This is a genomic window from uncultured Paraglaciecola sp. (genome assembly GCF_943787955.1).
Taxonomy (GTDB): Bacteria; Pseudomonadota; Gammaproteobacteria; order Enterobacterales; family Alteromonadaceae; genus Paraglaciecola.
The window spans coordinates 21,301-38,835 of the sequence record NZ_CALSOK010000006.1 but is presented as its reverse complement, the minus strand read 5'-3'; the positions used below and the strand labels follow the sequence as shown (position 1 = coordinate 38,835).

16 protein-coding genes and 1 pseudogene are annotated in these 17,535 nt (G+C 40.0%); 8 read left to right on the top strand and 9 right to left on the bottom strand.

Going from position 1 to position 17,535, the window contains the following annotated elements:
* Positions 1 to 25: 25 nt before the first annotated feature.
* The 5 genes from Q0Y52_RS04915 (at position 26) to Q0Y52_RS04895 (ending at position 4,674) form a co-directional block, all read left to right on the top strand.
* A complete protein-coding gene (locus Q0Y52_RS04915; RefSeq protein ID WP_297818777.1) occupies positions 26 to 829 on the top strand; it encodes a carbon-nitrogen hydrolase family protein in 804 nt (267 codons plus the stop codon).
* Complete coding sequence (gene tldD / locus Q0Y52_RS04910) at positions 822 to 2,264, top strand: metalloprotease TldD (RefSeq protein ID WP_297818774.1); 1,443 nt, start codon at positions 822 to 824, stop codon at positions 2,262 to 2,264. Before Q0Y52_RS04915 ends, tldD begins: the two co-directional genes overlap by 8 nt.
* A 179-nt stretch (positions 2,265 to 2,443) precedes the next feature.
* Positions 2,444 to 3,772, top strand: coding sequence for a Na+/H+ antiporter NhaC family protein (locus Q0Y52_RS04905; RefSeq protein WP_297818771.1), 1,329 nt, complete (start codon positions 2,444 to 2,446; stop codon positions 3,770 to 3,772).
* Between the two features lie 219 nt (positions 3,773 to 3,991).
* Positions 3,992 to 4,279, top strand: coding sequence for a transposase (locus Q0Y52_RS04900; protein ID WP_297818768.1), 288 nt, complete (start codon positions 3,992 to 3,994; stop codon positions 4,277 to 4,279).
* 59 nt (positions 4,280 to 4,338) lie between these two features.
* Positions 4,339 to 4,674, top strand: coding sequence for an IS3 family transposase (locus Q0Y52_RS04895; protein WP_297818765.1), 336 nt, complete (start codon positions 4,339 to 4,341; stop codon positions 4,672 to 4,674).
* On the opposite strand, the gene Q0Y52_RS04890 is transcribed toward Q0Y52_RS04895, so the two are convergent.
* A protein-coding gene (locus Q0Y52_RS04890; RefSeq protein ID WP_297816341.1) for an IS3 family transposase occupies positions 4,620 to 5,776 on the bottom strand; the annotation gives its coding sequence in 2 pieces (ribosomal slippage) (positions 4,620 to 5,530 and positions 5,530 to 5,776; 1,158 coding nt in all). The two genes, Q0Y52_RS04895 and Q0Y52_RS04890, sit on opposite strands and share 55 nt — an antisense overlap.
* Before the next feature lie 63 nt (positions 5,777 to 5,839).
* Here Q0Y52_RS04890 and Q0Y52_RS04885 point away from each other — a divergent pair.
* A pseudogene (locus Q0Y52_RS04885) lies at positions 5,840 to 6,379 on the top strand (IS3 family transposase); the annotation flags it as partial.
* Positions 6,380 to 6,386: 7 nt separating this feature from the next.
* Positions 6,387 to 6,527 carry a hypothetical protein gene (locus tag Q0Y52_RS04880; protein ID WP_297818762.1) on the top strand — a complete coding sequence of 47 codons (141 nt, stop codon included), beginning with the start codon at positions 6,387 to 6,389 and terminating at the stop codon, positions 6,525 to 6,527.
* 394 nt (positions 6,528 to 6,921) lie between these two features.
* On the opposite strand, the gene Q0Y52_RS04875 is transcribed toward Q0Y52_RS04880, so the two are convergent.
* The 3 genes from Q0Y52_RS04875 to yjgA form a co-directional block, all read right to left on the bottom strand.
* On the bottom strand, positions 6,922 to 7,143 hold the full coding sequence (locus Q0Y52_RS04875; RefSeq protein WP_297818759.1) for a hypothetical protein: 222 nt from the start codon (positions 7,141 to 7,143) through the stop codon (positions 6,922 to 6,924).
* 656 nt (positions 7,144 to 7,799) lie between these two features.
* On the bottom strand, positions 7,800 to 8,762 hold the full coding sequence (locus Q0Y52_RS04870) for a UDP-glucuronic acid decarboxylase family protein (RefSeq protein ID WP_297818756.1): 963 nt from the start codon (positions 8,760 to 8,762) through the stop codon (positions 7,800 to 7,802).
* A gap of 1,762 nt (positions 8,763 to 10,524) precedes the next feature.
* Positions 10,525 to 11,064: a ribosome biogenesis factor YjgA gene (gene yjgA, locus Q0Y52_RS04865; RefSeq protein ID WP_297818754.1), complete on the bottom strand. Its 540-nt coding sequence runs from the start codon at positions 11,062 to 11,064 to the stop codon at positions 10,525 to 10,527.
* A gap of 85 nt (positions 11,065 to 11,149) precedes the next feature.
* Here yjgA and pmbA point away from each other — a divergent pair, with 85 nt between their 5' ends.
* Positions 11,150 to 12,475: a metalloprotease PmbA gene (pmbA, locus tag Q0Y52_RS04860; RefSeq protein ID WP_297818752.1), complete on the top strand. Its 1,326-nt coding sequence runs from the start codon at positions 11,150 to 11,152 to the stop codon at positions 12,473 to 12,475.
* A gap of 1,055 nt (positions 12,476 to 13,530) precedes the next feature.
* On the opposite strand, the gene Q0Y52_RS04855 is transcribed toward pmbA, so the two are convergent.
* From Q0Y52_RS04855 to Q0Y52_RS04835, 5 genes are all read right to left on the bottom strand, one after another.
* On the bottom strand, positions 13,531 to 13,983 hold the full coding sequence (locus tag Q0Y52_RS04855) for an NfeD family protein (RefSeq protein WP_297818749.1): 453 nt from the start codon (positions 13,981 to 13,983) through the stop codon (positions 13,531 to 13,533).
* Positions 13,984 to 13,986: 3 nt separating this feature from the next.
* On the bottom strand, positions 13,987 to 14,922 hold the full coding sequence (locus Q0Y52_RS04850; protein WP_297818746.1) for a slipin family protein: 936 nt from the start codon (positions 14,920 to 14,922) through the stop codon (positions 13,987 to 13,989).
* 86 nt (positions 14,923 to 15,008) lie between these two features.
* Positions 15,009 to 16,283 carry a hypothetical protein gene (locus Q0Y52_RS04845; RefSeq protein WP_297818743.1) on the bottom strand — a complete coding sequence of 425 codons (1,275 nt, stop codon included), beginning with the start codon at positions 16,281 to 16,283 and terminating at the stop codon, positions 15,009 to 15,011.
* A gap of 52 nt (positions 16,284 to 16,335) precedes the next feature.
* The gene (locus Q0Y52_RS04840) at positions 16,336 to 16,797 is read right to left on the bottom strand and encodes a DUF5916 domain-containing protein (RefSeq protein ID WP_297818740.1); all 462 of its coding nucleotides are present in this window, start codon (positions 16,795 to 16,797) and stop codon (positions 16,336 to 16,338) included.
* Positions 16,798 to 16,803: 6 nt separating this feature from the next.
* The gene (locus tag Q0Y52_RS04835) at positions 16,804 to 17,331 is read right to left on the bottom strand and encodes a carbohydrate binding family 9 domain-containing protein (protein WP_297818738.1); all 528 of its coding nucleotides are present in this window, start codon (positions 17,329 to 17,331) and stop codon (positions 16,804 to 16,806) included.
* Positions 17,332 to 17,535 lie beyond the last annotated feature (204 nt).

Here is a 17,535-nt window from a genome sequence, read left to right as displayed (position 1 = left end):
CTGCCCAAATGTTGTAGCCATTCAAATGACATCTTCTCCCTTAGTTAAAGATAATCTTTTATTTGTAGAGCAGCAACTTAAGTTATTGCCCACACACAGACCCTGTTTGGTGGTATTGCCAGAATGTTTTGCGTGTTTTGGTGGTGATGACAAATTAATGATGGATATCGTAGAAGACCTGCATCTAGGTCCCATTCAACATAAGCTTAAGCAATTGGCTAAACAATATAACGTCTGGTTAGTGGCGGGCAGTTTGCCCATTTCATGCCCATCAACTGGCAAATACACAGCTTCTTGTTTATTAATCAATGATCATGGAGAGACGGTCGAAGAGTATCAAAAAATACACCTTTTTGATGTTCAAGTGGCAGATAATACTCGGGCATATATGGAGTCTTGCCACACTCAGGCAGGCAATACGTTAATAGTCACTCATACCCCCTTTGGTAACCTTGGCCTAGCCGTTTGTTACGATATTCGTTTTGCTGGCATGTTCACTGCCATGAATCAGATTGCACCGCTAGACGTATTAGCGCTACCCGCTGCGTTTACACATCAAACGGGGAAGGCTCACTGGCATCCATTGCTGAAAGCCCGTGCAATTGAAAATCAATGTTATATCGTTGCCGCGAATCAAACAGGTCAACATCGGAATAAGCGACAAACTTACGGTCACTCCTGTATCATCTCACCGTGGGGTGAAACGTTGATTGAATTACCCCATGATACCGGCATGATATATGCCCAACTTAATCATCAATTACTCGCTGATATCCGCACTAAAATGCCCGTTTATCAGCACAACAAATTCAGGAGTCACCTTGTCTAATTTGGTAGAAGAAAACTTACTAGATGCATCGGATCTAACCCGCTCCACATTAGAGTCAGCGCTAGATACCATATATCAACATGACAACGATTTTGCTGATTTGTATTTTCAGTCAAGCCAACACGAAACCTGGGTACTTGAAGACGGTATCATCAAAGAAGGTAGCTACAATATTGAACGCGGTGTGGGCGTTCGAGCCGTTAGTGGAGAAAAAACCGGCTTTGCTTATTCGGATGAAATATCCCCAGAAGCATTAATGAAAGCCGCAAAAGCTTCACGCAGTATTTCCAAGTCAGGTGGCAAACATAAAGTCGCGTCACTCAACCCAAGTCACCCCGCCAGTCGATACCATGCCCAAAATCCACTTTTGGGTATGCAAGAACAAGAAAAAATAGCGCTATTGCGAGCTGCAAATGAATACATCCGTAAGCAGGAAAGCGCCCTTACCCAAGTGGTAATTAGTATTAGCGGAGTATATGAAGAAATTTTAATTGCAGCGACAGACGGCACTTTTTGTAGCGATATTCGCCCGCTTATACGTTTCAACTGTTCGGTATTGATGGAAAAAGACGGACGCCGAGAAAGAGGCAGTTCAGGTGCCGGTGGACGATATGCTTATGATTATTTTGTCGCACAAGACGATGGCCGCCCCCGCTATCAACAAGTAGCTGATGAAGCCATTCATATGGCAAGAGTCAATATGCAAGCTGTGCCAGCCCCCGCAGGGAAAATGCCGGTTGTGTTAGGAAATGGTTGGCCAGGCGTATTGTTACATGAAGCAGTAGGCCATGGTTTAGAAGGTGACTTTAATCGTAAAGGCGCGTCTACTTTCAGTGGTCGTATCGGTGAACAAGTTGCATCCAAAGGCTGTACGGTTGTTGATGATGGTACATTAGCCAACAGACGTGGCTCTCTCAGCGTTGATGACGAAGGCACACCGACTCAACACAATGTGTTAATTGAAGACGGTATTCTTAAAGGTTACATGCAAGACAAACTCAACGCGCGCTTGATGGGTGTTGCTCCCACCGGTAATGGCCGACGTGAATCTTATGCTCATTTGCCTATGCCACGTATGACCAATACCTATATGTTAGGCGGTGAATTTCCACCAGAAGAAATCATTGCATCCATAGAAAAGGGCATTTATGCCCCTAACTTTGGCGGTGGTCAGGTTGATATCACCTCAGGAAAATTTGTATTTTCTACCTCCGAAGCTTACTTAATCGAAAAAGGTATCATCACCACTCCTATCAAAGGCGCAACCTTAATTGGCAATGGCCCAGAAGCCATGCAAAAAATTTCTATGATAGGTAATGATTTAGCCTTAGATAAAGGGGTTGGTGTGTGCGGTAAGGATGGGCAAAGTTTGCCCGTTGGTGTAGGTCAACCCACCCTTAAAGTAGATGGGTTAACCGTTGGTGGTACAGCTTAACCTTACGCAACCCCAAGCTTAGATAGGATACGAGCTACGCTTGTCGAAAGGTGAATCAGTGCAGCCAACAACACTGCAGCATTAAGGAATAAGGGTACAAGCTACTTACATTTAATGCGTACTTACATGTAAGATAAAGTTATAACATAGCGGCATTAACGAGTATTAACGAGCATTAAATGAAGCAAGACACAAACGCTAGTTTTTGGGGTTTAAGCCCTATTTTGATATTTGTATTGATGGTTTTGTTGTCTGGGGTAGTTGGCCAAGACTTTACACTTATGCCCATTCTCGTAGCTTTTATGCTTGCTGCAGCTTATGCCTTGGCTATTAATCCTGGCAACACGCGCTTAAGTTTACATCAAAAGGTCGACATTTTTTGCCATGGCGCCGGCGACAAAACCATCGTGCTGTTGGTTTTTATTTTTCTTATGGCGGGTGCCTTATATGCCTTAACCATCGATATTGGTGCACGGGACGCCACAGTGAATTGGGCCTTAGATATTATTCCCGCGCAATTTTTGCTACCTGGCTTATTTGTGGTTTGCTGCGGAATTTCTTTTGCCATGGGCACCTCAATGGGCACCATTACCGCTCTTGCACCCATTGGCATCGGTTTAGCCGAAAATCTTGGCATACCCCCCGCATTGGCGTTAGGTGTGGTCATTGGCGGTGGTATGTTTGGAGATAATTTATCTTTTATATCAGATACCACCATCGCGGCTACACGCACCCAGGGCGTGAAATTAAAGGATAAATTTAAAGCTAATCTGATTATTGCTTTACCCGCTGCTCTTATTACTATTGCGGCTTTATTTTTTATTGAGGTAAAGGTCGAAACAGCCATGACAGGGCAAGACTATAATCCCTGGCTGATGCTGCCCTACTTAATGATCATCGTAACGGCGCTGCTAGGGATAAACGTAATTGTGGTATTGGGTTTTGGGATCTTAACGGCGGCAATTATCGGTTTAAGTAACGGCACGTTTACCGGCTGGGAAGCCTTGCAGAGTATTCAAAAAGGTATTGATTGGATGCAAAATCTCGCCATTATCGCCCTAACCATTGGCGGCATTGTCAGTTTGATGAAGGCTTATGGTGGCTTAACATGGTTAATGAATGTGATTTGCGCCAGAATAAAAACGAAAAAGGAGGCTGAGTTTGGTATTGCTTCATTGGCCTGTTTGTTAGACCTATCCATCGCTAATAACACTATCAGTATTGTTACGGCTGGCCCTATTGCCAAAGACTTAAGCCAGACCTATCAAATTGACCCAAGGCGAACCGCCAGCCTCTTAGATATTTTTTCTTGCGGCTGTCAGGGTCTGGTGCCCTACGGCAGCCAAATGCTCACAGTTTCTGCCTTGGCGGGTCTTTCACCCTTAGCGATCACACCTTACACCTGGTACCCCATGTTGTTATTGATGTTCGCCTCACTTGCCATTATCTTTGGTCTTCCCCACTTTAAACAATCTGCACAAGACGAGTTTGTGACTAAACAAGATTGAGTCGTTACGGTCAGAACTCCTTTTTTTTAATTTAAGTGACGAAGGGTCTTTTAGAACAACAATGGATATGCATTAGACATATCCTTTTGTCTTCCCTTTCAGAATAGCAGCATGCGCAGTTCAAATTGACGTTCTTAATAATATGTCGATGCATGCTGTTGTGGTTGAATTAACCGGACACTTCAATAAAGGATTATAATCCTGTTAATTGAGGTGAATATGACTAGACGAACAAATAAACATTATCCCGCAGAATTTAAACAAGAAGCGGTCGCTCTGGTAATAGAGCAAGACTATCCAATCGTACAAGCTGCTGCATCTTTAGGTGTGACAGACAAACTACTTTACAACTGGGTAGCTAAGCATAAGAAACAGGCACTAGGTGACGTGTTGTCTGGCGATGAACGAGCAGAGTTAATTCAACTCAGGAAGGATAATAAACGTCTACAAATGGAGCGTGAAATCCTAAAAAAGGCCAGTGCCTTCTTCGCGAAAGAAATGAAGTAAGATATTCTTTTATAAGTGAGCTTGATGCGAAGTATCCGGTGTCAGTTGCTTGTAAAGTGATGGAAGTGAGTTCGTCAGCATACTACGCATGGCTAAAAAAACCTGGTGAACTCATTAGCGCTCAAACGCTGAGATTGTATCGACGAGCCAAAGCATTATTCAAGGCAAGTCGAAACAGTTTAGGCAGCAGAGAGCTTGCTAAAGCACTACGCAAAGAAGGCTTTGAAATAACGCGGTATCGCGCCATTAAGTTAATGGAACGGCTTAAATTAGTTGTGACTCAGCGAATAGCTTATAAAGTGACAACCAAGCGCAAACACAGTGATGCTGTGTGTTCTGGTCAAGTCCAACCGGACACTTTTCTAAAGGAGTTTTCAAATTCAATTGGCGATTGATCCAAATTAGCTGAATGTAGTCGCTCAACATTATAATATTTCATGTACCTAGCAACATCTTCTCGCATATGTGTTCGAGTGGGCTGCGGTACTTTAAACAACCAATCATGCTTTAAACTTCCAAAGAAGCGCTCCACAACAGCATTATCCCAGCAAGCTCCAACATCTCCCATACTAGCTCGACACTCTAATCGCGACAGTAGATTTCTAAAGCCTTTACTCGTGTACTGAGAGCCTCTGTCACTGTGAAACACCAAACCTTTTGGTGGTTTGCGTAAATTATGAGCCTTTGTCAGTGCTTGCTCGACCAAATCACGCGTCATGCGTTTTGATATATGCCAACCTACAATCCGGCGTGAATACAAATCCATGACAATGGCTAAGTACAACCAGCCCTCACCAGTCTTTAAATAGGACACATCACCCGCCCAAATTTGATTGGGTCCAACAGGATTGAAATTCATATTTAGCAAGTTGTCAGCCACAGCATCACTGTGTTTGCGCTTGGTTGTCACTTTATAAGCTATTCGCTGAGTCACAACTAATTTAAGCCGTTCCATTAACTTAATGGCGCGATACCGCGTTATTTCAAAGCCTTCTTTGCGTAGTGCTTTAGCAAGCTCTCTGCTGCCTAAACTGTTTCGACTTGCCTTGAATAATGCTTTGGCTCGTCGATACAGTCTTAGCATTTGAGCGCTAATGAGTTCACCAGGTTTTTTTAGCCATGCGTAGTATGCTGACGAACTCACTTCCATCACTTTACAAGCAACTGACACCGGATACTTCGCATCAAGCTCACTTATAAAAGAATATCTTACTTCATTTCTTTCGCGAAGAAGGCACTGGCCTTTTTTAGGATTTCACGCTCCATTTGTAGACGTTTACTATCTTTCCTGAGCTGAATTAACTCTGCCCGTTCATCACCAGATAATGCATCACCTAGTGCCTGTTTCTTATGCTTAGCTACCCAGTTGTAAAGTAGTTTGTCTGTCACACCTAAAGATGCAGCAGCTTGTACGATTGGATAGTCTTGCTCTATTACCAGAGCGACCGCTTCTTGTTTAAATTCTGCGGGATAATGTTTATTTGTTCGTTTAGTCATATTCACCTCAATTAACAGGATTATAATCCTTTATTGAAGTGTCCGGTTAATTCAACCACAACAGTGGCTGACAACTTGCTAAATATGAATTTCAATCCTGTTGGACCCAATCAAATTTGGGCGGGTGATGTGTCCTATTTAAAGACTGGTGAGGGCTGGTTGTACTTAGCCATTGTCATGGATTTGTACTCACGCCGTATTGTGGGCTGGCATATATCAAAACGCATGACGCGTGATTTGGTCGAGCAAGCACTGACAAAGGCGCATAATTTACGCAAGCCAGTCAAAGGTTTGGTGTTTCACAGTGACAGAGGCTCTCAGTACACGAGTAAAGGCTTTAGAAATCTACTGTCGCGATTAGAGTGTCGAGCTAGTATGGGAGATGTTGGAGCTTGCTGGGATAATGCTGTTGTGGAGCGCTTCTTTGGAAGTTTAAAGCATGATTGGTTGTTTAAAGTACCGCAGCCCACTCGAACACATATGCGAGAAGATGTTGCTAGGTACATGAAATATTATAATGTTGAGCGACTGCATTCAGCCAATTTGGATCAATCGCCAATTGAATTTGAAAACTCCTTTAGGAAAGTGTCCGGTTGGAGTTGACCAGAACATGCCCACTAAATTATTCACAGGTTTGCAGAAGGCTAAGAAACAAGGAAGTTCCTCATCTAAAGGCGTCATATTAACTCCAGGTTTTGACACCAGCGCGGCTACGTTGGCAATAAAATCCAACGGTTCAAAGAACACATAACTTCGCAAATCACCTTTGGTGCCGTCACGGTAGAGTGTATTCAGTGGATATAGAAACTTTTCATAAGTATTATTGACAACCTTTTTTGACCTCTAGAGCGGGTTATGTAACAGCACAGTCTTTCGAGTTTACGCCTGTCCCAAGAGTTGATCATGACACCTGCATGGAGCCTGAACCTTTCCACATGTGAAGCACATCCTGTCGCTAACTATTGCTCTGCCATAGTTGCATTGATTTGAAAATAAAGACGTTCGTCCTTACTGTTTGCCCGGCTTCATTTATAAACTATTTTCTCTGTACAATTTAATTTTTTCAAGATGCAATCCCACTTTTGATCTTTACGCAGCCAAACCTTGATTGTAATAGACTTTAATCGATAACTTTTCATAGAAAGCTAACTTTCATTTAAACCAAAGTCGTCAATAACCACTCTTGTTTTAGGAAAACCATTATTCACATCAATATTTTGTAATTCATTTTCACTGGTTTCTAATACATAACATATTGCAGGAAAGGGAATGAGCTTAGCGGATGTTCCCTTTTTAATTGATAATGCGAACTGCTTAGTGTGATTACCACAAATTTCATGCACGTATGATACGGAGGTTACTTCCATCAATATTTGCTGAGAACTTAAACTATCAACTGCTTGATTATAGTTGCCCAACGAAAGTAAAAAATCAGTTTGATAGATGAAACTACTGCCACAATGCCGCGATATACCACAGCGTGTCATAAAGGTTTTTTTTGCTTAAAGTTTACAATATAGGCCTCATTTACATTCCAAATAGGGTAATCCGCTTGCTCTTCTAAATACTGCACAATATTGATGTTAATCCAGACATCAGCATCAACAATATACACATATTTTGGATTAAATTATTTGGCATATAAAAGAGCCGAAAACATTCCTGTATCTTGTCACTTCTATAGAAAAGTATTTCTTGGGGTAACAAGAAATATCTTGGTCAGAGTTAGAGAAGGCTTTTAAGTATTCATCAAGTATCGGGGGTACTGGAAAATCAATAATTTTATAATGAATATGTTCATTGAGAAATTCAATAACGGGTTTATCATTACAAACAACCACGAATATAAAAATTAGCATTACCTTGGGAGCATATTTAACGAGCCGTCATTTCAAATAAAGCCACGGCTTTTTTATAACTATTTGTGTTGTGAGGATGCCTAATCAAAGTAATAAATACTAGCAAGTTGGGCTCCCAAAATGTTTAAACTAGGAGACTTCAATGTGGTGAGTAAGACCACATCTCAGACATATAAATACTTTTCTTTCAGCAGGCAATCAAAATACTCGATGGTTTTTTTAACCCCGTCTTGTAATTGAACATTAGTTTGCCAATTCAATAATTCTTTGGCAAGGGTGTTATCAGGTCTCCTTTGTTTGGGGTCATCTTGTGGAAGAGGTTTAAAAACCAACTTGGATGAACTGCCAATTAAATCAATCACCATATTTGCTAATTGCAACATACTAAATTCATTAGAATTACCCAAATTGATAGGGCCGGACACGCCATCAGCACTATTCATTAGTTTAATAAAGCCTTCAATCAAATCATCCACATAACAAAACGAACGCGTTTGACTACCATCACCATATATTGTTATCGGCTCTCCTTTTAGAGCTTGGACAATAAAGTTAGACACCACCCTGCCATCATTAGGGTGCATATTAGGCCCATAGGTGTTGAATATCCTAGCGACTTTTATGTTTATATTATGTTGCTGGTGGTAACTAAAAAATAAGGTTTCTGCACATCTCTTTCCTTCGTCATAACACGCTCTTGGGCCTATAGGGTTAACATGACCCCAGTAGTCTTCAGTTTGAGGATGTATAAGTGGGTCACCATACACTTCACTCGTAGAGGCTTGGAATATCTTTGAATTACCGCGGTTAGCTAAATCGAGCATATTAATTGCACCTAACACGCTAGTTTTAATAGTTTGCGTAGGGTCGTGCTGGTAATGTATAGGGGACGCTGGACAGGCTAGATTATAAATTTCATCCACGTCTACATGTAAGGGTAAAGTTATATCGTGTCGCATTAACTCAAAATGCCGAGAAGACAATAAATCAAGTATATTATCTTTAGTTCCAGTAAAAAAGTTATCTACACAAAGTACATCATTTCCATCTTTTAATAACCGTTTACATAAATGAGAACCCAAAAAGCCAGCACCGCCTGTTACTAATACTCGTTTTCTTAAATGCATAATCGAGACTATTCCTCTTTATTGTGACTTCTAATAGGTTAACAATAATTATTTATGCATGCACCGATGCTTTAGCTAAATAACTTAAAAGTAATTACCCAAACACTCGCTTTAAATAATCAAACATTTACTATTATTTGAAAATATTTGCTATGGATAGCTTTGTAAATGTGTCCTATGCAAACTTAGGCAGCCATCAGGCAAACCAAAACCAGATTATATAACTGCTGTCAGACTCAGCAAAAACTGCCTGTTTTTCGAAGGGGTGTTTGACATGTTTAAGTTGCCTCAGTAAAGGGTAAAGGTATTAAAATTTTGATCATTACATAGACCATCCAGTTAAAACAACTCTGTAATTAGACAGTATCTTTCATATTCCCAACTATTTCTTAAAAAATAGTGATGTTTAACTTTATTTATATGTATATCAAAATAACATCTTATAGTTTATATAACATAAACCTTTACAGGGAATCAGCGGTGTCAAACAATAATGTATCCACTTCAAAAGTTATAATTGATGTAGAAATATATGATGGAAAAGATTCCATTTATTAGGCAAGGCGCGGGTATAAGGTTTTTCTATTGAAGCTAACCCAGCCCTTTGTGATGCCGTAAAAGAAAAAATAAGTTCTGACCCCGATATTTCTATCGAAAATTTTGCTGTAACGAATAGAAAAGAGATCGTGGACTTTTATATTAATAATTTTAATACAGCTTGGAGTTCTGTTTTCAACGATATCGGAAGCAGAAGATAATGGTTCAAAAATTCAAGTTCAGAGAAAGAAGCTTGATGAAATTATTCGCTCATTTGGTGATATTCAACCTGAATATATTAAGATTGATATTGAGGGTATGGGCACTGTTACGCTGAACCACTTGGCTGAAGCTGAAATTTACCCAGCATATATCTCAATCGAAAACGGTATGCCTAAAGATTTATCTACGCTGCATAATATGGGATATAAGCATTTCAAATTTTCAAATCAAAGATATAACCATCTCTAGACAATCTCACAGAATTCGGCACATGGAGAAATCATCAACCACAAATTTTTATCTGGTAGTTCCGGGTTGTTCGGCGAAGATATCAGAGGCGGATGGTTTGACTTCGAAAAGGCCTCAAAGATACCCACTGTTTTGCGTGAGGGCAGAAAAAACGGCTCCCAATAACTTGTTCGCTGATGCAATTGGATGGTTGGATTTACATGCAAAACATAAATAGAAAGAACTATTTTAAGGTTAAAATTTAATCAACATATCACATGGATTTTCTGATTATTTTAATGTGCTAGCTCTTCGAATAATTTACCTAGTCATATATGTTTCTGCGAGATAAAAAACTGAGTAATCGTCTCGTAATCAAAATTTAAAGCTAGTATTAAAACAGTTTTTACAGCCGTATATTCTCAATACTAAGTAAATCGTAAGCTAACTTTTAAGCAAGGAACTTCATGCATAATATTAAGCACATTGTTATTATACGGTTAAGCAAGTAATTTGTGATTGCATAAGCTGTGTAATGTTCATATACGTAGGGAGTTAAATTGTGGGATGTATTATTTTTTGCCCGTTCTTTTAGTCAAAAGAAGCTTGTAATGGAACCACTAGAAATTTAATTTTTAGAAAATATTTTTTACACTTACAAAACTCACTTTAGAACCAAGCGGGCGTGGTTTTCATGTTTGCAAGTAAAAGTGAGACTCGCCCTCAATCTCAGCTTTAATTAAAATAACAAATGCAGGGCGAATATAAATAAATATTAACCGTTTATCATTTCTTTTAAATATTTAAAAAGTTCACGAGAAGCTTTGGGTGGTTTATTATCCACTAGCTCTTTATTAGCCTGTCGCACGTATTGTCGCAATTTTTGCCGATCGAGCAGGGGATAATCAACAATAGTCGATTCAATTTTGCTATCACCTTGCAGTAAAATGTCATCTCTGAGCATTTCAGTTCCATGAAAAGCATCATTTAATTTTTTATGCGCAGATTTAATATTATTCAAGGCATGTTCAATAGCGGCGATGTCTGTATTACGCATGATTTTGCCAATCAACTGCAATTGACGACGATAACCTTCTTTTTTGCGTAAAATTTTACGGGCAAGCATCACTGCATCGAGCAACTCTTCCTGCATAGGAATCTTAGCCAAAGAAGATTGACCAAGATGAACCAAAGACTCGCCTAACTTTTGCATTGCAACCATTTGGGCTTTAATTTGAGTTTTACTGAGTGGTTCGTCTTCTGCACTTACGTCGAATTCAACTTCAACATCTTTGTTTTTTTTCGGGGCAACCATGACTTTATCTTTAGTGATACACTAGTGAAGATTGTAACCCCCATCGCGATAATAAACTACAGTGTAGCCAAATAATGAAGGCCTTATGCAACAACAATTAGCTGAAATACAAAGCATAGTAGAAGACGTTTTAAAATTAGCCAAGGAAAAAGGCGCAACTCAGGCCGAAGCAAGCATGTCTAAAGTAGAAGGCATTGCAGTGTCTTCTCGACTCAAAGATGTGGAAACCGTTGAATTTACGAATGATGGTGGCTTGGGTATCACTGTATACCATGGTAAGAAAAAAGGTAGCGCCTCAACAGCTGATCTATCCCCAAATGCGTTAAAACTTACAGTAGAAAAAGCCATAGAAATAGCTAAACATACCGGTGATGATGATTGCTCTGGTTTAGCTGAAAAAGAGCTAATGGCGTTTGAATTCCCTGATTTAGATTTATTCCACCCTATAGAACTAGACACTGAATATGCCATTCAACAGGTAATTGCTGCTGAAACTAGTGCATTAAACGTAGATCCCCGTATTACAAACTCGGATGGTGCCTCTTATAACGCTAACTTAGGCACCAAAGTATATGGTAACAGCCATGGTTTACTCGCAGGCTATAACAGCAGTCGTTACAGCATGAGTTGCGTGGTAATTGGTGAGCAAGACGGCGAAATGCAGCGAGATTATAGTTATTCAGTAGGCCGTGAAGCAGACATGCTGACTAGCCCAGAACAATTAGGTCTTGAGGCGGCACAATTTACCTTGGGCAGACTAGGTGCTAGAAAAGTCAAGACCTGTAAGGTACCAGTGTTGTTCGATCGCGAAATTGCGGCAGGTCTATTTGGTCATTTTATCAGTGCCATTAGTGGCGGTAGTTTGTATCGAAAATCATCATTCTTATTAGATAAGTTAGGCCAGCAAGTACTACCAAATTGGCTCAATATTACTGAACGCCCCCATATATTGCGGGGATTAGCCAGTTCCCCCTTTGACCATGAAGGTGTTAAAACTCAAGACATGGATGTTATTAGCAATGGGTTACTCAATCACTATCTATTAACCAGTTACTCAGCGCGAAAGCTCAACATGCAAACCACAGGTCATGCTGGTGGTATTCATAATTGGTTTATTCAACATAGCGGTGACTCAGATAAAGAAATGTTAGCAAAACTAGGCACAGGTTTGTTGGTCACTGAACTAATGGGTCAAGGTGTTAATATTGTTACCGGAGACTACTCTAGAGGCGCAGCAGGCTTTTGGGTGGAAAATGGCGTGATCCAATACCCTGTGCACGAAATTACCATCGCTGGTAATTTAGCCGATATGTTAATGAATATAGTGGCGATAGGCGCATTACAAGAAAACCGCGGCAGCATACAAACAGGTTCAGTATTAATTGAGAGTATGCAGATTGCCGGCGAATAATTGCCTCAATAATAGACGCAAGTTTAAGCTCAACCTGGTATCACCAAAAACGGCTCACTATATACCCAATAGTGTGCCGTTTTCTAGTCTTATAAAAAACAGATAAACATTTTTAAGCGCTTAAATCCCAGCATTATCAGCTTGTTTTACCGTGAAATATCTTCCGGTACTGAGATGTAACCTTGTTTATTTCAGTTATAGCGACTGACACCTTGTCATAGATATGATTAACAGCTCCTCCATCAGTTTCATTAGCACGACTAATAGCATACCAAGCGTGATCATAAATAGAATAATCACCTAATGGGGTATAATAACCCAATTCAATAATATTCACGGCCGTCTAGCTGAGAATTGCGAAGTAGTAAGACAAATACATCAGCAGCGCTCCAATAACCTTCACGTAAAATGACAATCCTATATTAATAGTAATGTCCTCCATTTTTTCTTATTCACATATATGGATTCAAAAGCGGCGCGTTTAACAACTATAAAAAACAGCTGTCAGACTAGCAAAATCAAACACCTCATCAGGTAAAATCACACCATATCTATCAATAAAAAACAGGGTGGGCTCTAATTCAACGCTCTTACCTGACACCAACACTTTGCATTCCTACTAATTATCACCTTTGTTACGGTTTTTAATCCCATAAGACAAGTTATATGGCCGGCACATACCTCAATCTTTATCTACTTTATGAAGAAAATCTTAGTGAGAACGTTTAATACAGAAAGCCTCCTGAACCTCATTTGTGGTAGTAAGGAGCGAAACCTAAAAGCACTATTATTAAGGCCATGTTCCTGTTAAATTTTTTGTAATACTCACAACGGTTATTAAGCCCGATACTTTGGGCATAAGCGTATCGTAATCTCGGGTATGTTTGAAAATAGAGTTGTGCTTAACCATAAACATTCTATTCGCCTTATTGAACATTATTGGCTGCTAATTTTTTATATTAGAATGCACAAAAAATCACAACGAATAGCTTTTTAGGAAATAAAAAAGGTCGGGGCCAACCCGACTTACACAATAGACACTAACGATGTAAAAGTTAGCTAGCTTTTATGTGGAAGACGCCAACATCAGCTTGTGTGACCTCTACTTGAGTGCCAGCTACCAAATGTTCGTTGGCCTTTAACTTCCAGTTAATCCCTGAATAATGATATTCAGGGGTTAACTCAGGCGCAACATCCTCCACTAATATAAAACTGTGACCGACTAAGTCACCTTTTACCTTTGTAGTTTCCACCTGAGTTTGCATATTTTTTAAAGACTTCCATAACAAAATAGCTAATATTCCAGTTAGTATGCCTGTGCTAAACATGGCCGACAACCAAGTATCTGGAATAATGCCTATATACAATAAACCTGCGGTGACCACCGCGGCGCAGCCTACAAAAAACAGTACAAAGGTTGAAAAGCCCAACACCGCCACTTCAATGACTAATAAAAGTATGCCAAGAATGAGCAAACTTTCAGCTAAGTTGTTGAATGCCCAATCCATACGTTACCCCTTATTCAACTGATTAATAATGGTCATCGCTTGGGCAACAACACTCGCGGCTTCAGTTGATCCATCGGGTAACAATACAACTGATGATTCTTTGGCAATAGCTTGTTTGGCTTCGATGGCTTTGGTGGCCAAATCCAATTGAATGGCTTTTTGCCCTTCGTCCGTAGCAGCGGCTTCACCCACTTGTCTAAGGGCTTCTGCCTGCGCGGTAGCAACTGCGACTATCGCTTTCGCTTCACCTTCTGCGCGTAATACTTGTTCTTCTTTATCAGCTTCTGCGGCTAAGACTACCGAGGCTTTTTGACCTTCGGCGCGATTAATAGCCGCCTGTCTGTCACCTTCCGATTCTAAAATTTGTGCCCGTTTGACTCGTTCGGCTTTCATTTGCGCTTCCATCGCTTGCATCACAGATTGAGGCGGCACAATATCTTTGATCTCATAACGAAGTACTTGAATACCCCAAGGGCCCGCAGCATCATTGATTGCAGCAACGATATTAATGTTTAGCACGTCTCTTTCTTCAAAAGTCTTATCGAGTTCCATTTTCCCTAATTCAGAACGCATAGTGGTCTGTGCTAGTTGAGTGACAGCAAACTCGTAATCGTCTATTCCATAGGTAGCCTTATAAGGGTCAAGCACTCGAAAATATAAAACCCCGTCTACTGACAGCGAAATATTATCTTTGGTAATAGCACTTTGTTCAGGCACATCGACAGCCTTTTCTTTCAACGAACGATCCGCAGATATATGGTCAATAAAGGGTACAATAAAATTTAACCCAGCTTCTTTTGTTGACTGATATTTACCAAATCGTTCTATCACATAGGCGCGGTTTTGTGGGACAAATTTAATTGAGGTTTTAAGTAACACCACCACAAACACTAAAACAAGAGTTTGTGCGGTCAAAATATAATCAAATAGTACTTCCATCACTGCCTTCCTTATTCGACACGGCTCGACTGCCGTAACTTAATATATATGGCCAAAATAGACAGTTATCAAGCTTTATTAATCCGTTAATTTAACCATGCATAACTGAATTTCATAAACACCGAACGCCCACTTTTGGTCAATGAAGTGAGAACATCATCTTGATAGGCAGAGTCTGAATAACCTACAAAAAATTTGGTGAGTGGGTTGAGTTTATACAAATATAAAAGTTGTGTGCTTAATCCTGCACTGTTGACTTCCACATTAAAGGTATAATTTTTTTGGTTACGTTCAATGTCAGAATACACCAGAATCAGACGTAAAAATTGGCGTTGGTTGAACTGATAAGTAGCACGAAAATCAGATAGGTTTGCAGTAAACAGTGGTAGATTATCCACATCAAGGTTTTGGTAAGTGTGACGGAGTTTAAACTGCAAACTTTTGCCTAAATTCCAATTTATAGAAGGGCGCACTAATCGTTGTTTACCTAAGCGGTTGTTGTCGTAGTCAATATGATCACCAAAACGTATAAATGTACTGAAATACCAGGATGGACTGGGACGTACTTTAAAATAAAAACTGCCCTGCTGCTCGGTGAATAATGTGCTGTTGTTAGTGATACTCAGAATACTTGGATCATCACGAAGTCCCACCTTATCTTGGGTCAGTACGCTTATTTCAAAGAAGGACTGGAATCGACCATTCATGCTCAGATTCACTTCGGACTCTTTTTCTATCAGTTCGTTATTATCGTTATGGCTGATATCCCAGTCACCGGATAATCTGACTTTATTCCACCAAGTGTTTTCACTGAACCAATTGTAACCACCGCCCACTACCAACTGATAACGGTCAGCCAAAGAGCCAAAACCTAAATCGGTACGAATACCTGATCCACTACTATTATGATTTACAAAAACATTCCAATTTCGCTCCTCGTGGGTATAACTGACTCGGTGAGCTCTGCCACTAAAAGCATCGGCTTTTTTTAGGCGTAGGGCAGTCTCTGAATAGTCGGTGTCCTGCTCACAGTTATTGTCACAAAAGTCTGAGTATAGGTCTATTGGATATTGCGTATCTGAACGTATTATTTGTGCTCGAAAGGTATCGTTAACTGTTAATTGATATTTAGCATCAATAGCATTGACGTAATTGTAATACCCCTCTGCATCACGCAAAGTGCCGGTCCAGCCAATTGATAATTGTTCAGATAAATCATAACGATAACGTAATGCGAGATTAAGTGATTCCTGTTCAAAATTAGCAATGCTAGAGCCCAAATTACCCGGTACTAGAAAGGTTGTGGACTCATCATTGGCAACAAAAAAACCAAAGGTATGTTGATCAATTCGTCCAGTCACTTTAGCCCCATAATCAGGTGCACCCACATTACGGGTATAAACAAGATTGTAGTTACTCGAAAAGTAGCCGGCTTTCTAAAAAGAAGATCCGTTTTTCATCAAAGAAAAGCGCAAAGGTGTCGTTAATACTCAACTGAGCTACATCGGCTTCCACCTGAGAAAAATCTGGATTGAAAGTGGCTTGTAAGGATATTTCAGGGGTAATGCCCCACTTCACATCCAAGCCTATTTCTGTATTTTCAGAGTCTTGCCATATTAAGCTTTCTTCTAAGTCACGACTCTGACCTTTGCCCAATACTAATGTGGGTACTAAGGCTAAATTTTTACCTTGTTTGGCTTGTTTGAAACCACCAATAGAGCCCATTTGACACAAATTACACAAATTATTTCGGTCTAGTGGCATATTCGAAATACGTAGACGATCAGCTCTTGGATAAAAGCGCACCAACTCAGCGCCCCAATTCTTATTGTCGCTACCTTCTTCAAAGTTTAAAATACGCAATGGAATAGCCATTTCTACCTAACCATCAGCAACAATTTTACCTGCTGATTGCCAGATACCATCCCAACTGTCACTCTCTCTACCGGTCATTTCATTTTGAATCGAATCAGCCTGAATACCATGAGGATTTACAAAGAACTGGTAAGCTAAACGACCATCATTAAAGGTATCAATCTTAATCCCAACTAGATCATCACTCCATATGCCATCTCTGTCTCTATAAAAAGCACTGATGTTCTCTATCTTGGGATCTTGGGCGATAAATGCCACATATAAGGTATCGCCATTTTCAAATATTTTGACTTGAGTAGATACTGGTGGACGTGTATTTTTAAATGGTTGAGTGACGTAATTGAGTTCCAGCTGTTTCGCTTGCTGCCATTGGGTATCGTCTAGCTCGCCATCGATTTTCATCTTTCCAGCAATATTAGGAATAGTTAATCTAGCAAAATCATTTGCAAGATTGGCTTTAGAAGTAGTTTGTTGTGCATATGTGATATTAGCATAGGCGATAAAAAGTAATAAACAGATGAAGATTCGAGACATTTATATTGCTTCCGATTAACAAACTATGTATGCAAAATAAGATTTATGACTATCATAGCAAGGTAAACTAAATGTGCAGTAAGAACATATTTATGCGTTAAATCAACCTGTTAGCCCGACAGGTTACATATGCCGCCGTTGCGGGCACTATGTTTGCCTGCACTCAACACTTTGACCACAAAATGGAAGGTAATACTAACAGAC

Coding starts and splice junctions, on each gene's coding strand:
- Q0Y52_RS04915 (WP_297818777.1), top strand. CDS start 26: ATGACATCTTCTCCCTTAGTTAAAGATAATCTTTTATTTGTAGAGCAG.
- Q0Y52_RS04905 (WP_297818771.1), top strand. CDS start 2,444: ATGAAGCAAGACACAAACGCTAGTTTTTGGGGTTTAAGCCCTATTTTG.
- Q0Y52_RS04900 (WP_297818768.1), top strand. CDS start 3,992: ATGACTAGACGAACAAATAAACATTATCCCGCAGAATTTAAACAAGAA.
- Q0Y52_RS04895 (WP_297818765.1), top strand. CDS start 4,339: ATGGAAGTGAGTTCGTCAGCATACTACGCATGGCTAAAAAAACCTGGT.
- Q0Y52_RS04880 (WP_297818762.1), top strand. CDS start 6,387: ATGCCCACTAAATTATTCACAGGTTTGCAGAAGGCTAAGAAACAAGGA.
- Q0Y52_RS04875 (WP_297818759.1), bottom strand. CDS start 7,143: ATGGAAGTAACCTCCGTATCATACGTGCATGAAATTTGTGGTAATCAC.
- Q0Y52_RS04870 (WP_297818756.1), bottom strand. CDS start 8,762: ATGCATTTAAGAAAACGAGTATTAGTAACAGGCGGTGCTGGCTTTTTG.
- yjgA (WP_297818754.1), bottom strand. CDS start 11,064: ATGGTTGCCCCGAAAAAAAACAAAGATGTTGAAGTTGAATTCGACGTA.
- pmbA (WP_297818752.1), top strand. CDS start 11,150: ATGCAACAACAATTAGCTGAAATACAAAGCATAGTAGAAGACGTTTTA.
- Q0Y52_RS04855 (WP_297818749.1), bottom strand. CDS start 13,983: ATGGATTGGGCATTCAACAACTTAGCTGAAAGTTTGCTCATTCTTGGC.
- Q0Y52_RS04850 (WP_297818746.1), bottom strand. CDS start 14,922: ATGGAAGTACTATTTGATTATATTTTGACCGCACAAACTCTTGTTTTA.
- Q0Y52_RS04840 (WP_297818740.1), bottom strand. CDS start 16,797: ATGGCTATTCCATTGCGTATTTTAAACTTTGAAGAAGGTAGCGACAAT.
- Q0Y52_RS04835 (WP_297818738.1), bottom strand. CDS start 17,331: ATGTCTCGAATCTTCATCTGTTTATTACTTTTTATCGCCTATGCTAAT.